Source organism: Mesorhizobium sp. M0938, from assembly GCF_040319125.1.
Taxonomy (GTDB): domain Bacteria; phylum Pseudomonadota; class Alphaproteobacteria; order Rhizobiales; family Rhizobiaceae; genus Mesorhizobium; species Mesorhizobium robiniae.
On the sequence record NZ_JAMYNS010000002.1, the window covers coordinates 369,808 to 384,580 of the forward strand.

At 64.2% G+C, this 14,773-nt stretch carries 12 protein-coding genes and 1 pseudogene; 10 read left to right on the plus strand and 3 right to left on the minus strand.

Annotation, left to right across the window (positions count from 1 at the left end; all coding sequences use genetic code 11):
• Positions 1 to 26: 26 nt before the first annotated feature.
• Positions 27 to 1,211, minus strand: a complete 1,185-nt coding sequence (locus tag NKH73_RS04470; protein ID WP_352928485.1) for a Gfo/Idh/MocA family protein — start codon at positions 1,209 to 1,211, stop codon at positions 27 to 29.
• 186 nt (positions 1,212 to 1,397) lie between these two features.
• Here NKH73_RS04470 and NKH73_RS04475 point away from each other — a divergent pair, with 186 nt between their 5' ends.
• The 8 genes from NKH73_RS04475 to NKH73_RS04510 all read left to right on the plus strand — a co-directional run bounded on the left by NKH73_RS04475 (position 1,398) and on the right by NKH73_RS04510 (position 10,657).
• Complete coding sequence (locus tag NKH73_RS04475) at positions 1,398 to 2,324, plus strand: MurR/RpiR family transcriptional regulator (protein ID WP_352928487.1); 927 nt, start codon at positions 1,398 to 1,400, stop codon at positions 2,322 to 2,324.
• Positions 2,325 to 2,382: 58 nt separating this feature from the next.
• Complete coding sequence (locus NKH73_RS04480) at positions 2,383 to 3,165, plus strand: SDR family oxidoreductase (protein WP_352928489.1); 783 nt, start codon at positions 2,383 to 2,385, stop codon at positions 3,163 to 3,165.
• A complete protein-coding gene (locus NKH73_RS04485; protein WP_352928491.1) occupies positions 3,162 to 4,700 on the plus strand; it encodes a mannitol dehydrogenase family protein in 1,539 nt (512 codons plus the stop codon). Before NKH73_RS04480 ends, NKH73_RS04485 begins: the two co-directional genes overlap by 4 nt.
• Positions 4,701 to 4,719: 19 nt before the next feature.
• Entirely contained in the window at positions 4,720 to 5,634 is a 915-nt protein-coding gene (locus NKH73_RS04490) for a sugar phosphate isomerase/epimerase family protein (protein ID WP_352928493.1), read from the plus strand.
• 26 nt (positions 5,635 to 5,660) lie between these two features.
• Complete coding sequence (locus NKH73_RS04495) at positions 5,661 to 6,719, plus strand: ABC transporter substrate-binding protein (protein ID WP_352928495.1); 1,059 nt, start codon at positions 5,661 to 5,663, stop codon at positions 6,717 to 6,719.
• Positions 6,720 to 7,069: 350 nt separating this feature from the next.
• A complete protein-coding gene (locus tag NKH73_RS04500; RefSeq protein WP_352928777.1) occupies positions 7,070 to 8,602 on the plus strand; it encodes a sugar ABC transporter ATP-binding protein in 1,533 nt (510 codons plus the stop codon).
• The gene (locus NKH73_RS04505) at positions 8,599 to 9,567 is read left to right on the plus strand and encodes an ABC transporter permease (RefSeq protein ID WP_352928497.1); all 969 of its coding nucleotides are present in this window, start codon (positions 8,599 to 8,601) and stop codon (positions 9,565 to 9,567) included. The genes NKH73_RS04500 and NKH73_RS04505 overlap by 4 nt, the downstream gene beginning before the upstream one ends.
• A gap of 103 nt (positions 9,568 to 9,670) precedes the next feature.
• Complete coding sequence (locus tag NKH73_RS04510; protein WP_352928499.1) at positions 9,671 to 10,657, plus strand: ABC transporter permease; 987 nt, start codon at positions 9,671 to 9,673, stop codon at positions 10,655 to 10,657.
• A gap of 95 nt (positions 10,658 to 10,752) precedes the next feature.
• On the opposite strand, the gene NKH73_RS04515 is transcribed toward NKH73_RS04510, so the two are convergent.
• Positions 10,753 to 11,211, minus strand: a complete 459-nt coding sequence (locus tag NKH73_RS04515) for a MarR family winged helix-turn-helix transcriptional regulator (protein ID WP_352928501.1) — start codon at positions 11,209 to 11,211, stop codon at positions 10,753 to 10,755.
• A gap of 182 nt (positions 11,212 to 11,393) precedes the next feature.
• Here NKH73_RS04515 and NKH73_RS04520 point away from each other — a divergent pair, with 182 nt between their 5' ends.
• A complete protein-coding gene (locus tag NKH73_RS04520) occupies positions 11,394 to 12,116 on the plus strand; it encodes an alpha/beta hydrolase (RefSeq protein ID WP_352928779.1) in 723 nt (240 codons plus the stop codon).
• A gap of 53 nt (positions 12,117 to 12,169) precedes the next feature.
• Positions 12,170 to 12,393, plus strand: a pseudogene (locus NKH73_RS04525) (ABC transporter permease); the annotation flags it as partial.
• Positions 12,394 to 12,495: 102 nt separating this feature from the next.
• Here NKH73_RS04525 and NKH73_RS04530 read toward each other — a convergent pair.
• Positions 12,496 to 14,550, minus strand: a complete 2,055-nt coding sequence (locus tag NKH73_RS04530; protein ID WP_352928503.1) for an ABC transporter ATP-binding protein/permease — start codon at positions 14,548 to 14,550, stop codon at positions 12,496 to 12,498.
• Positions 14,551 to 14,773: the final 223 nt, after the last annotated feature.

Sequence of the window (14,773 nt, forward strand, 5' to 3'; positions counted from 1 at the left end):
TTCCTTCGAGCCTGGATTCTCGGCACTCAGGGAAACGAAGCCGGCGCCCACGCTCCACCGGCCGAACTCGAGGCAACGGCCGCCGCGACGAACTTCACGCCACGGGCGCCGTCGACGACATCGGGCACCTGGGCCGCGCGGACGGCATCAACCGCTTCGCCGGCGCGATGAGCGCGGATGATATCGGCGGCGTCCCGATAGAGGTTGGCGAACGCCTCGATGTAACCTTCCGGGTGGGCTGCCGGCATGCGCGACACACGCCGGCTCTCCTCGGACGCACCATGACCGCCGCGCACAAGCGTGCGCGTTTCCTCGCCATGGCGCGAAAAGCGCAGTTCTTCGGGCCGCAGGCCCGACCATTCAAGCCCGGCCTTGTCGCCGTAGATGCGGACCGACAGGTCGTTGTAATGGCCGGGAGAGGTCTGGCTGGCCAGGATGGTGCCACGCGCCCCGCCCGTCCAGCGCACCAGCACATGGGCGTTGTCGTCGAGCCGCCGCCCCGGCACGGCGGTGAAGAGATCGGCAGAGACCTGCTCGGCCTGGTATCCCGAGACGAAGCTTGCGAGGTTGAACGCGTGCACGCCGATATCGGCAAGCACCGCCGATTGCCCGGCCCGCGCCGGATCGGTGCGCCATTCGGCCTGCTTCTGGCCCTCCGCATCGATCGGCAAGGTTAGCCAATCCTGGATGTAGGCGGCGTGCACGGCGACGACCCGGCCGAGCTCGCCGGCCGCCACCATCTCGCGCGCCTGCCGGACCATAGCGTAGCCGGTGTTGTTGAGCGTCACCACGAATTTACGGTTTTTCACGCGCGCCAGGCTCACCAGTGCTTCTGCGTCAGTCAGTGTCGTCGACAGCGGCTTGTCGCAGATCACGTCGATCCCGGCTTCGAGGAACGCCGTCGCGATCGGCGCATGCAGATGATTGGGCGTCACGATGACGACGGCTTCGATGCCGTCGGGCCGCATCGCCTCGGCGCGCGCCATTTCGCGGTAGTCGGCATAGCTGCGCTCGGGCACGATACCGATCTCGGCGGCCGAGACGGCCGCGTTTTCCGGATCCGAGGACAATGCCCCGGCAACCAGCGCGATCTGGTCGTCGAGCCGCATGGCCAGCCGGTGCACGGCACCGATAAAGGCGTTGCGGCCGCCACCCACCATGCCGACCCTCAGGCGTTGGCGCATTGATCCGTCCGAGGTTGCATAGACCATGATTTGAGAACTCCGTGCCGAAGATTGTGAACGCGACTATAGGATGTCGGACGCCATTTTCGAACATGATTTCCAATTTTTGTTTTGTAAAACGATCATGCCGCGCTAGCTTGGTGGCTGTCATGACCTTGGGAGGAGGGTTCGGGTGACGAGACACAGCTTGTTAGACGCCGCCTTCCCTGTGCGATGAGCGGAGCGCGCAGATCGCCCGACCAAGCTGGCACTGGCGGCCGCAACGAGGCCCCGGCGAAGAAACAGGGCCGCTCGCTTGCTGCGCTCGGCTACACCAAGCCGCAGACTTATGAGGAACTGCGCGCGGTGCTGTCGTCCGGCACCGTGCATTTCCCAAAACGCCTGCGCCAGGTTGCCATCTTCCTGTGGCAGCATCCGAGCGACGTCGCGCTCGGCACGATCGCGCAGGTCGCCGAGCAGGCCGGTGTGCAGCCCTCGACGCTCGTCCGTTTCGCCCAGATCTTCGGCTATGCCGGCTTTTCCGATTTCCAGGGGCTTTTCAAGGACCATGTCAAAGGCTCCTGGCCGGAAAGCCGGGCGCGCGACGGACAGGATCGCGCGGCCACCGAACCCAACGCCGATCTGCATTTTCTCAACGGCATGATCGGCGCCTCTCAGGCTTCGCTCGGCCGCATCGACAATAGCTTCGACATTGCCAGCTTCGAGCGCATGGTCGACCTGCTGGCGGCGGCCGACCTGATCTATGTGATCGGCAGCAAACGCGCCTTTCCGGTCACCACTTATCTTTCGCTCACGTTGTCGCAGCAGGGCGTGCGCAATGTGCTGGTCGACAATGTCGGGTCCACCGCGCTCGACCAGATCAGCTGCATTGGCAAGAGCGACGCCGTGCTGGCGGTCTCCTTCAGCCCCTATAACTCGATCACGCCGGATCTCGTTGCTGTCGCCTATGAGCGAAAGGCGCGCATCGTCGCCATAACCGACAGCACGTTTTCTCCCCTGGTCAAGTTCTCGGACACATGGCTGGAGGTTGTCGAATCCGACTTCGCCGGCTTCCGCTCGCTTGCCGCTTCGCTCGCCGTCGGCATGGCCCTTGTCCACGGCGTCGTCGCGCGCCGCACGGCCGCAGACGGACACGATTGACTATCGGGAATTCTTGTTCCATATTTAGAAAAATAGAAACTTTGTTCCGGGAGGAGCAATGGAGCTTCGGCTAGAGGGCAAAGTGATGCTGGTCACCGGCGCGACGCAAGGCATTGGCCGGGCGATTGCCGAAAGCCTTGGGCGCGCTGGCGCCGGCGGCCTGCTGGTCACTGGCCGTGAGCCGGCGCGTGGCGCCGAAGTCGCAGCGGCGCTTTCAGAGATAGGCACGCCCACCGCATTCGTCGCCGCCGATCTGGCTGACGCCACGGCGCCGGCGCGGCTGGTGGAGGCATGCGTCGGGCGCTTCGGGCGCATCGACGCGTTGGTCAACGCCGCCGGCCTGACCAACCGCGCCTCGTTCCTCGATGCCGGCCTCGACGATTGGGCAGCGCTGTTCGCCGTCAACGCACGGGCGCCGTTCTTCCTGATGCAGGCGGCCATTGCGCAGATGCGCAAGCAAGGTCAAGGCGGCGCCATCGTCAACATCCTATCGATCAACGCGCATTGCGGCTCGCCCGAACTCGCCGTCTATTCGGCCACCAAGGGCGCGCTCGCTACCCTCACCCGCAACGCCGCCAATGCGCATCGCTTCGACCGCATCCGCGTCAACGGCATCAATGTCGGCTGGACCGACACGCCGGCCGAGCGCATCATGCAGGCCGAGACGCTTGGGCTGGGCCCGGGGTGGCTCGACGCCGCCAACGCGTCGCAACCTTTCGGGCGACTGCTGGCGGCCGACGAAGTGGCCAACCTCGCCGTCTTCCTGCTCTCCGACGCCTCCGGGCCGATGACCGGTGCGCTGATCGACCAGGAACAGTGGGTCGTGGGGGCGAACCGGTGAACGCTTCAGCGTCCCCCGAAACGCTCGGCCCGAAACTTATTAGCCGGCTTCGTTCTGACATTCAAAAGCCGTCCTACGACCGGACAGCGCTGGCCGCCGGCATGGCCCATATCGGCGTCGGCGCCTTCCATCGCTGCCACCAGGCGGAATACACCGACGATCTCCTGTCCAGCCATTTCGATCGCTGGGGCGTGGTCGGCATCAACATCCGCGCTCCAAACCTGTCGCAGACACTGGGCAGGCAAAGCGGGCTCTACACGCGCCTGATCCGGCAGGACACCAAGGTCGAGGCGCGAATCATCGGCAGCATCACCAGGGTCGTCGACAGCCAGGACAGTGCGGCACCCGCGCTCGACGTGCTGGCTTCCGCCGACATCGAGATGGTCACTATGACGGTGACGGAGAAAGGCTATTGCCACATCCCGTCCAGCGGCGCGCTGGATGTCGATCACCCGGACATCGTCCACGATCTCGCCAACCCGCAAACGCCGCGAAGCGTGCCGGGCATTCTGGCGCGGGCGCTCGAACTGCGGATGAGCTCGCATGGTCGTCCGGTGACGCTGCTCTCCTGCGACAACATCCCGACCAACGGCGTCATCCTGGCCAATGTTGTGCAGGCTTTGGCCAGCCGGCGCAGCAACGCTCTTGCCGACTGGATCGCCGCCAACGTCGCTTTCCCCTCGGCCATGGTCGACCGCATCGCGCCAGCGACCTCTCAGGCCGACATCGATACCGTGGAGCAGCGTTTCGGCTATCGCGATGCCGCCGTCGTCGTCGGCGAGCCGTTCAGGCAGTGGGTGATCGAACAAAAATTCGCCGGCCGCGTGCCGCGATGGGACCGGGTCGGCGCGAGCTTCGTCGGCGACGTCACGCCGTTCGAGCACCTCAAGATGCGGGTGCTCAACGGCGCCCAGACCACGCTTGCCACGCTCGGCGTGCTGGCCGGCCTTGAGCACACGTCGGATGCGATCGCCGACCCGCTGCTCGCTACTTTCGTTCGGCGCATGCTGATCGAAGAGACGCTTCCGACGCTGATGCCTGTGCCGGGTATGGCGCCGCTGGCCTATGTCGAGCAAAGCCTCGCTCGCTTGCGAAATACGGCGATCCGGCATCGCAATCACCAGATTGCCACCGACGGCTCGCAAAAGATCGTGCAGCGGCTTCTCAATCCGATCCGCGAGCGGTTGCAGCGTGGCGACAGCATCGCGCTCTTGTCGGTCCCGGTTGCAGGCTGGATGGCCTATCTGATCCGCTCCTCGGCACGGTTCGGCAGACGCTGGCCGGTGTCCGACCCTTATGGCGACAGGATCGCCGGCCTTGCCGACGCGATCGGCGCCGACACGAAGGCTTTGGCAGCCGCGATCCTCGCCATCGACACGATCTTCGATCCGAAGCTTGCCGCAAACGGCGATTTCCGCAACGCGATCATCGCCGGTCTCGACGGCCTGCTCGGCGACGATCCGATGGCTTTCGTCAGACAGGTTTGTGCCTTGCCGACGGCCGCACGGTTGAAGCGGCCCACACAATCGGCATAGTAGGGGGAAGGGAGGCACTATGAAGCTCGGACTGCTCACCGCACCGTTTGCGGACACCTCGCTTGACGAGGTTGCCGATTGGTCGAGTTCGGTCGGCTTTGAGGCGCTGGAGATTGCCTGCTGGCCGAAATCCTCCGGGTCCGCCCGGCGTTATGCCGGCACCAGCCATATCGACGCCGCCTCGGCCTCGGCTTCGCAGGCCAAGGAAATCGCGTCATCACTGGCGGAAAAGAACCTGTCGATCTCGGGCCTCGGTTTCTACCCCAATCCGCTGCATCCCGATGCCGCCCACCGCAAGACCGTCATTGACCATCTGAAAAAGGTGATCGTGCTGGCGAGCCATATGGGCGTGCCGGTCGTCAACACCTTCTGCGGCGGCGACGCTTCAAAAACCATCGACGCCAACTGGGAAGAGGCCCTCAAGGTCTGGCCCACCATCGTCGCCCACGCGCGCGAGCACGGCGTGAAGCTCGCCTTTGAAAACTGCCCGATGATCTTCAGCTATGACGAGTGGCCAGGCGGGCACAACATCGCCTATTCGCCCTACATCTGGCGCCGTATCCTCGAGGCCTGGGGCAGCGATGTCGGCATGAACTTCGACCCGTCGCATCTGGTCTGGCAGATGATCGACCAGGCCCGCTTCATCAAGGAATTCGGCCCATACATGCTGCATGCCCACGCTAAGGACCTGATGATCGATCCTGATGCACTTTACGAGCGCGGCATCCTGTCGGCCGGCATAGGCTGGCAGGTGCCGCGCATGCCGGGGCTCGGCGATGTCGACTGGAACGTCATCTTCTCAGGCCTCTATCGCGCCGGCTATGACGGACCCATCATCATCGAACACGAGGACCGGCGATTTGAAGGGAGCGACGACAAGGTCAAGCGGGGCTTTCTGCTGGCCCGCGACGTGCTGCGCCCCTTCGTGAAGTGACATTGCTTTGAACTGAACCGAAATCAATGTGGAGGAAGACGTACATGCGTAACAGGAAATATCTGGCAATGGTCCCGCTGCTCGCCAGCGCGGCCTTGATGGCTTCGGTGGGCGTCTCGGCCGCCGAAGCCAAATACACGATCGGCATTTCCAACACCGTCCAGGGCAATGGCTGGCGCGAGGAGATGATCTGCGCGATGAAGGCGCAGGCGCTTGCCTCCGGCGAAGTGACCAAGCTGAACATCGCCCATCGCAACACCGACGCCGCCGGCCAGCTCGAGGATATCCGCAACCTGATCAGCGCCAAGGTCAACGCCATCGTCGTCAACCCGGCCGATCCGGCCGGCATCAAGTCAGCCCTTGAGGAAGCCACCAAGGCCGGCATCGTCGTCGTCGCCGTCGACCAGGCGGTCACCGAGCCGTCGGCCTACATCATCTCCAACAACCAGGAACAGTACGCCTATCTCGGCGCCAAATGGCTGTTCCAGCAGATCGGCGGCAAGGGCGACGTCGTCTATATGCGGGGTGCGGCCGGAGCCTCGGCCGACAGCGACCGCGACAAGGGCTTCAAGAAGGCGCTCGCCGAATTCCCCGACGTCAAAGTCGTGCATGAGGTCTTCACCGGCTGGCAGCAAGATCAGGCCAAGCAGCAGATCCTCGATTTCATCGCCACCGGAACGCCCGTCAACGGCATCTGGACCTCGGGCATCGACAATGTGATCGTCGATGCGCTGGTCGAGTCGCAGACGCCGCTGGTGCCGGTGGTCGGCGCCGACAATGCCGGCTTCGTCGGCCAGCTGAACTCGGTCGAAGGCCTTGTCGGCGCGGCGGTGACCAACCCCGGTTCAATCGGCGGCGCCGGCGTGACGCTGGCCCTTCAGATCCTGAACGGCAAGAAGCCGGCGGAGCAGACCGTGCTGGTCGAGCCGCAGCTCTGGGAGAACGCCACCGAGGAGGGCAAGGCCAAGCTGAAGGCCGCCGCCGATCCGTCGCTGAGCCCGGAATGGCCGGTCTCGATCTCCATCCCGGACTGGACCACCTACACCAAGGAACAGATCGTCGCCTGCAAAGGCCCTGGCGAGTAATGATCGCTTCGAGCAGCGTAGCGAGGACGGCGAACTGCCGTCCTCGCGATACAACGAGTTGATTGGTTGGCGCTCTACGGCGCCCCCCTCTGTCCTGCCGGACATCTCCCCCACGAGTGGGGAGATCAGCCGTTACCAAGGCTTTGGCCAATCTTCGGCGTTGCAAGAAGAGGGTCGGCGTCAAAGCTGCCAATCTCCCCCCTTGTGGGGGAGATGTCCGGCAGGACAGAGGGGGGCGCCGTAGAGCGCCAGCAAGAATGTTCTGTTTCTGATGCGGACAGCGTAAGTGGTTGGCGTCATAAATATTTGGACAGTTTGGACGAGAACAACACGTTTTGACAACAAACCCTTTGCAGCAAAACCCCCTCCTGGACGCCACCGGCGTCGTGAAGACCTACGGCGCCGTGGTGGCGCTCCGCAACGCGTCGCTTTCGGTTCTGCCGGGTGAGGTTCACGCGCTGATGGGCGCCAATGGCGCCGGCAAATCGACGCTGGTCAAGATCCTGACCGGCGCCATCCGCGCCGATGCCGGGCATATCCTGATCCGCGGCGAAGCCCGCGACGTCCGCTCGCCTGCCGATGCGCGCCGCGCCGGCCTGCTTCCGGTCTACCAGGAACCATCGCTCATCCCGGATCTCGACGTTGCCTCCAACCTTCGCCTGACCGACACGCCGGTCGAGCCGTTCCGCGCCTGGGTGCGCGAGCTCGGCATTCCCGACCTCGACATCCGCGACACCGCGCGCGACATCCCGCTTGCCGTGCTGCGCGTGCTCGATCTGGCGCGCGCACTAGCCGTCGAGCCCGACGTTCTGCTGCTCGACGAGATGACCGCAGCACTGCCGGCAAACCTTGCCGAAAAAGTGCTCGAAGTCGTACGCCGGCAAGGCGACAGCGGCCGTTCGGTGATCTTCATTTCCCACCGCTTTGTCGAGATATCGGCGCTTTGCGACCGCGCCACCGTGCTTCGTGACGGCGAGACCGTCGGTGTCGTCGACATCGAACCGGGCGTAGAGGAGCGCATCGTCGAGATGATGCTCGGCGCCAAGATCGAAAGGACGCGAGTGGCCGCGCGCCAGGCGGGCCAGGCCGCCTCGCCCAGGGATAGCCGTCCGCGTCTCGGCGTGGCGAACCTTCGTGTCGGCACCAAGCTCAACGACGTGTCGTTCGAGCTGGCGAACGGCGAAGTCGCGGGTGTCGTCGCGCTTGAGGGCCAAGGCCAGGACGAGCTCTTCGCAGCACTTGCCGGCTCGATCCGCCCGTCTGGCGGGACGATCGAGGTGGACGGGCAGCCGGTGAAATTCGCGCATCCGGCCGATGCGATCCGCGCAGGCATCGCCTATGTGCCCGGCGACCGCACCGAGGCGCTCGCCATGCAGCGCTCGGTGCGTGAAAACATCGCGCTCCCGTTCAGCGCCGCCTTGCGCAACTGGGGGCCGATCAACATGCGGCAGGAAGGCTCCAGGGTCGTCAATGCGATCGAGCGGCTGCAGATCGACACGCGCGCCCAGCGCGAGGTGCAGCGCCTGTCCGGCGGCAATCAGCAGAAGGTGACGATCGCCCGCTGGATCGCTGCTGAGGCACAGACCATCCTCTGCTTCGACCCGACGCGCGGCATCGATGTCGGCACCAAGCAGGAGATCTACAAGCTGCTGCGCCAACTCGCCGACCAGGGCAAGTCGGTGCTGTTCTATACGTCCGAGCTCGAGGAGGTGCAGCGTGTCTGCGATCGCGTCATCGTCATCTTTGGGGGCCGCGTCGTCGATGTCTTCCCCGTCGAACTCGCCGACGAGCCGGCGCTGATGCGCGCCGCTTACGGCTTGCCGCGCGGCGCCAAGGAGGATGTCGGCATCCTTGCTGGCGCGAACCCGGCGGTGACGCCTTGAGCCGCCTTATCCGCCGCCAGGGCTGGGTCGCCGGCCTGATTGTCCTGTTCGTGGTGCTGTTGGTGATCACCAAGCTGATCCAGCCGGGCTATGGCAGCGGCGATTTCGGCTCGCTGGTGCGCGCGGTGCTGCCTTACGCCTTTGCCGTGGCCGCCCAGACGATTGTCGTCATCGCCGGTGGTATCGATCTTTCCGTCGGCGCCATGATGGCGCTGACCAGCGTCACCGCCGCCTCGATGATGGACGGCGCCAGCGAGGAATACGCGCTGTTCGTGGTGCCGTTCGTGCTGGCCATGGGGCTGGTGCTGGGCGCCGTCAACGGCATGCTGATCGTCGTCACCCGCGTGCCCGATATCGTCGTCACGCTGGCCACCCTGTTCGTCCTGCAGGGCGCCGCCCTGCTCGTCCTCGGCGCGCCCGGCGGTGGGGTGGCCGAATGGCTGCGGGCGACCATCATCGGCACCGTCCCGATTCCGGGGCTGCCGGGGATCTCTGCCTGGATACCGAAGGCGCTGGTGCTGCTCATCGTCTGCCTTTGCATCATCTGGATACCCCTCAAGCGGTCAAAACTCGGCCTTTCGATCTACGCCATCGGCAGCAGCGAGTTGGCAGCATTTCGCAGCGGCGTGCCCGTCGCGCGCACCAAGATCATCGCCTATGCCCTGTCGGGGCTTTTCGGCGCCATGGGCGGACTGGCGCTGACTATGAGCACCGGCATCGGCGCGCCTATCCCCGGCCCCTATCTTCTTGCCAGCGTGGCGGCGGTGGTGCTCGGCGGCGTCGCGCTTGGCGGCGGCAAGGGCGGATTGCTCGGCCCGATCGTCGCCGTCTTCGTGCTGCGGCTGGTACGCACCGACTTGACGCTGCTCGCCATCGATCCCAACGTCACCGCAATCATCGAGGGCGCGATCATGGTCGCCGTGGTGATGTTCGGGGCGTTTATTACGATGAGAGGGCGGCAATGATGAGCAGTGCCGTGAGGTTGGCGCATCGGAATGAAGTAAGGCTTGGCGCTCTACGGCGCCCCCCTCTGTCCTGCCCCGGGCAAAACCAATCGCGAGCAATCTGATGAGCACAACCGCGATCACTCCCCAACCCGTCCCCTTCGGCCGCCGCCTGAAACGCTTCATGGCCGACCGGCCGCTGATCCCGCTGATCATCCTGCTGGTCATGCTGGTGGTGATCCTGCAGATCCTGCGCCCCGGCATCGTCAACGAGCGCTGGCTCGCCAACACCGTCAAGTTCGCCATCCCGCTGGCGATCCTCGCCGGCTGCCAGACCATGACCATGCTGACCGGCGGCATCGATCTGTCGGTCGGAACCGTGGCGACGATGAGCGCCTTCATCATGGCGACGCAGGTCGTCAACCATGACCCGGCGGTGGCGATCCTCATCGCCTTGGTGCCGGCGGTGCTGATCGGCCTGGTCAACGGCATCGGCGTCGGCGTCTTTCGCGTGCACCCGCTGATCATGACGCTCGGCACCAGCCTGATCGGCACCGGCTGCCTGCAGGTCTACCAGCGCACCGTCATCGCTTCGGGCGCCAAGATTCCGCCCTTCCTGGCCTGGCTCGGCACCGGCCTGACCTATGGCATACCCAATGCGCTGCTGCTGTTCGTGCCCGTCGCCATCCTCATCGTCTTCACCCTGAACCGCACCGGCTTTGGCCGCCTGCTTTACGCGGTCGGCGACAATGAAGGGGCGGCACGCCTGTCCGGCGTCCGCTACTGGCAGGTCATCACCGCGCTCTACATCATCTCGAGCGTGCTCGCCGGCATCACCGGCCTGCTCTATATCGGCCTGATCAAGGCGCCGTCGCTATCGCTGGCCGAACCGCTGGTGCTGCCTTCGGTGGCAGCCGCCGTGATCGGGGGAACCTCGATCTTCGGCGGCCGCGGCGGCTACACCGGCACGATCATCGGGGCGCTGATCCTCACCGTGCTGACGACGCTGCTGACCATCCTGCAAATGCCGGAAGGCGCGCGGCGAATATTGTTCGGGCTGATCGTGCTGTTTGTGACGGCGGCATATTTGCGGATTATCGAGGATCGGTAGGGGTGGCGCGAGCCGCTGCTTGTGACCCGAAGCGGACAGCCGGCTTTGCCGCCAGTAGGACCGCTACCGGCGAAAGCAGACGCCGTAGCGAAGGACTACGCGACCGGAGTTGGAGCGGCAGCGTCTCTCATGCCGTCGCGCAATAACTGCACTTTACGGTTTAGCTCGATCATTTCGGGTGCCGTGAAGCCCGAATGGAGCAGTAGGGCGGCCGTCAAGCAGCCTGTCTTGGCGTGAAGGCTAGCGCCCTTTTCACTGAGATGGACCTGCACCTGCCGCTCATCCGTTGTGCTGCGCTGGCGAGCAACAAAGCCCGCAGCTTCGAGGCGCTTTACGGCAGGCGTGATCGTGCTTGGCTCCAGCGCCAGCCTGTCCGCGATAGCGCCGATCGTTAGTCCGTCGCGCTCCCAAAGGACGCTCAATACCAGGTACTGGGTATAGGTGACGCCAAGCTCGTCCAGCATCGGCTTGTAGACACGCTGAATGGCGATCGAGGCGGAATAGATCGAAAAGCAAAGCTGACCATCAAGCGGTAGCACGGGGTCGTTGGCCATTGTAGCCTCCATTTCGTGGCGCGGATGTCCACTATCACAGAAAATGATATCGCGATAAAGAAATCGCTTTACAAGCCGAATGCGCATCTGTACACGTTGATTATCGCGATAATGATTATCGTGACAAACAAGGAGATGCCGATATGATCAAGACCCTCATCGCCGCCGCTGCGACACTTGCAATGGCGGCAACCGCTCTCACACCCGCCGCCGCACAGCCGGCAGGCGTAAAGAACGTCGTTCTCGTCCACGGCGGCTTCGTCGATGGTTCGGGCTGGCAAGGCGTCTACAAGATCCTGAAGAAGGACGGTTACAACGTCACCATCGTTCAGAATCCGACGACCTCGTTGGCTGACGATGTAGCCGTGACAAGGCGCGCGATTGCCGAACAGGACGGCCCTGTCGTTCTCGTCGGCCATTCTTATGGTGGCGTCGTCGTCAGCGAAGCCGGCACGGACGAGAAGGTGAAGGCTGTCGTCTACATTGCAGCGTTCGCACCGGACAAGGGTGAGTCCGTTTCCTCGCTGATCGCCAATCCGCCTGCTGGCGCGCCTGTGCCGCCGATCCTGCCGCCCGTGGATGGTTTCCTCTTCCTCGACAAAGACAAGTTCGCTGCCTCGTTCGCAGCAGATGTAGACGCCGATGTGGCATCGTTCATGGCCGATTCGCAGGTTCCGTGGGGCGTCGAAGCGCTGACCGGCGCAGTCACCGATCCGGCATGGAAGTCGAAGCCGAGCTACTACCTGGTTGCGTCTGAAGACCGAATGATCCCGCCGGCGGCGCAGCGCATGATGGCCGGGCGTGCCGGATCAACCGTCACAGAAACCGCCGGCAGCCATGCCGTCTATGTATCAAAGCCCGAGGCTGTCGCTGCACTCATCGAGCAGGCTGCGACAAGCAAGTGAATGAGACTACGTCAACCCCGAAGCGTCCATCGGCGCTTCGGGAACTAACTAAAGAACTGCTGGTGCCGCCTTCGGTGGCAGCCGCCGTGATCGGCGGAACCTCGATCTTCGGCGGCCGCGGCGGCTATACCGGCACCATCATCGGCGCCCTGATCCTCACCGTGCTGACGACACTGCTCACCATTCTGCAAATGCCGGAGGGCGCGCGGCGGATATTGTTCGGGTGATCGTGCTGCTCGTGACGGCGGCGTATTTGCGGATTGTGAAACAGAGGTGAAGGCGCCGCGGCGCCTGCTTCTGGCAAAGTCGACTTACGTCTGCACACGTTGACCGTTGCGGCCATGCGGTCTTGCAACTCTCCGTCCCAGCCATCATGAGCCTACTTCCCTGCACGCCGCTTGTCGGTCGCACCGGAGCCCCATAGGGCGCGCGTGAACAGGTTCCGTTTGCCCTTGCGCGGGACAAGCTCGATATCGCTGACAAGCTTTGCGCCGTCCTTGCGCCGCTCCAGGGTGATCTTGCGGCTGTGATAGGCTTCCAGCTCGGCTCGGTGCGCCACGCTTATGATGGTGACATCGGGCAATTCGTGGAGCAGCACCTCCATCATCCTGCCTTGGCTCTTCTCATCGAGCGCTGAGGTCGCTTCATCCAGGACGACGATATCGGGACTGTGCAGGAGGAGGCGCGCGAAGGCGAGCCGCTGCTTTTCGCCACCCGACAAGGTCTGGTCCCATGGCGCGTCTTCCTTGATCTTAGCGGCGAGATAGGCGAGGCCCACCTTGTCGAGGGCAGCCTTGATCTCGTTGGTCGTCCAGTTGTCGGCCGCCGCTGGATAGGCGACGGCGCGGCGAAGCGTACCAGAGGGGATATACGGCCGTTGCGGCAACATGAACAGTCGTCTCTCAGCGTGGAAACTGACGCTGCCGCCGCCCCATGGCCACAGACCCGCGACGGCTCGCACCAGCGTGCTCTTGCCCGAACCCGATTCGCCGGCCACCAGCACCCGCTCGCCTGGCTCGATCACGACCTCGGTTTCCTTGACCACGGAGGTGCCGTCGTCGAGCGTCACGGACAGATTGTCGAGGCTGAGCATCGCATCGTCTTCGGTCTCGCCACGCTGGATCCGCCCCAGGGCGTCGCTCTGTTCGGCGCGCTCCAGCCCGTCGAGCGACATCATCAGCGAAGCGATGCGCCGGGCCGAGGCGTTCCAGTCGGCGAGACGTGGATAGTTGTCGACCAGCCACCCGAACGCCCCCTGCACGATGGCAAAGGCGGACGCAGCCTGCATGACCTGTCCAAGCGTCATGCTTCCCTCGAGAAACTTCGGAGCGCAAAGCAGGACCGGCACGAGCGGCGCAAACAGGCTCGACCCTTGCGACACCAGCGCCGTGCGCATGTGCTGGCCTGTGAGCAGCGCCCATTGCCTGAGCACATGGCCGAAATTCCTGTCGATGCCGCTGCGCTCCTCCTCCTCGCCGCCGAGCAAGGCGATGCTCTCGCCGTTTTCCCGCACGCGCGTCAGCGTGTAGCGGAACTCGGCTTCCGCCTGGTTCTTTTCCTCGGAGAGGTGGACGAAATGGCGGCCGATGACAGTCATGGACGTGGAGGTGATCGCGGCGTAGACGACCGCCGTGATGACGAGGAAGCCGGGAATGGTGACGCTCGAACCCGCGATCGTCAGCGTCAGCGCCCCGCCGATCGTCCACAGCACGACGATGAAGGTCGAAGCCGACAGAAACGCGTTGAGGACACCGGCGATGAAGTCGACGGGGGATTCGGTGGCAATGCGCAGATCCTCCGCGATGCGGGCTTCGGGATTCTGGTGGTCGCCGCCGACGAGGTTCAACTGATAATAGCGGCCGTTTGCGAGCCAGCGCGCGATGACCGCTGTGGTGAGCCAGGAACGCCAGCGGCGCTGGATCGTCATGCGAAGGTAGACTTGCGCAACGACCAGACTTCCGCTGCCGAACACGAGCGGCAGGAAAACGGCGCTCAGGAAATAAACGGTGCGGGCATTGCGTTGTTCGATGGCATCGAAAATCGAGCGGTTCCAGACATTGATTCCATACTGGAAGCCGACATTGATGCAGATCAGAATCAACAGCGCGATCGTGAACAGCCAGGCGAGCCTGTCGCCGCCGCCGCCCCAGTATCCGCGCCCGCTGATCCAGAAGCGCTTCAGCAGATATTTCTTGCGCGCCTGCTCGGCCTGCTCGGGCGTCAGCTGAGGATCGGGTTCGATCGCCTCCGGCGGTGGCGCGGGCTCGCCGTCGACCTCGGGAGCGGGTTCGATGACCGGGGCGTTCTCTTCGCCTGGTTTCTCTTCGCTCGGTACCTCTGGACGCGATTTCTCTCGGCGCGACGGGCGCGGCTTTCTCGCACCGGGCGGTTTGGCGCTGCCGGGCGGTTTGGCTTTGAATTCAGCCTCTGGCATCGCCGACAACGGCTTGATAGTCAGAAGGTTTCATAATGTCCGCCCGGCATCCGGCTGCAGCCGGCAGGTTGCCGCCCTCGAAGTCAGGACGCATTTCCACTCAGGGGAAAGAGTTTCCACCCCATCGGGAGACATAGTGCGGCCGGCCCGATTCCCTCCACCATCCAAAACCAGATGCACGATCCAACGCCACAGGCTATATTACCTCCCTCGGGCGGAGGCT

Bases quoted from the DNA above. Each gene is read 5' to 3' on its own strand.
- NKH73_RS04490 (WP_352928493.1), top strand. From the start codon at position 4,720: ATGAAGCTCGGACTGCTCACCGCACCGTTTGCGGACACCTCGCTTGAC.
- NKH73_RS04495 (WP_352928495.1), top strand. From the start codon at position 5,661: ATGTGGAGGAAGACGTACATGCGTAACAGGAAATATCTGGCAATGGTC.
- NKH73_RS04510 (WP_352928499.1), top strand. From the start codon at position 9,671: ATGAGCACAACCGCGATCACTCCCCAACCCGTCCCCTTCGGCCGCCGC.
- NKH73_RS04515 (WP_352928501.1), bottom strand. From the start codon at position 11,211: ATGGCCAACGACCCCGTGCTACCGCTTGATGGTCAGCTTTGCTTTTCG.
- NKH73_RS04520 (WP_352928779.1), top strand. From the start codon at position 11,394: ATGGCGGCAACCGCTCTCACACCCGCCGCCGCACAGCCGGCAGGCGTA.
- NKH73_RS04480 (WP_352928489.1), top strand. From the start codon at position 2,383: ATGGAGCTTCGGCTAGAGGGCAAAGTGATGCTGGTCACCGGCGCGACG.
- NKH73_RS04475 (WP_352928487.1), top strand. From the start codon at position 1,398: ATGAGCGGAGCGCGCAGATCGCCCGACCAAGCTGGCACTGGCGGCCGC.
- NKH73_RS04470 (WP_352928485.1), bottom strand. From the start codon at position 1,211: ATGGTCTATGCAACCTCGGACGGATCAATGCGCCAACGCCTGAGGGTC.
- NKH73_RS04530 (WP_352928503.1), bottom strand. From the start codon at position 14,550: ATGCCAGAGGCTGAATTCAAAGCCAAACCGCCCGGCAGCGCCAAACCG.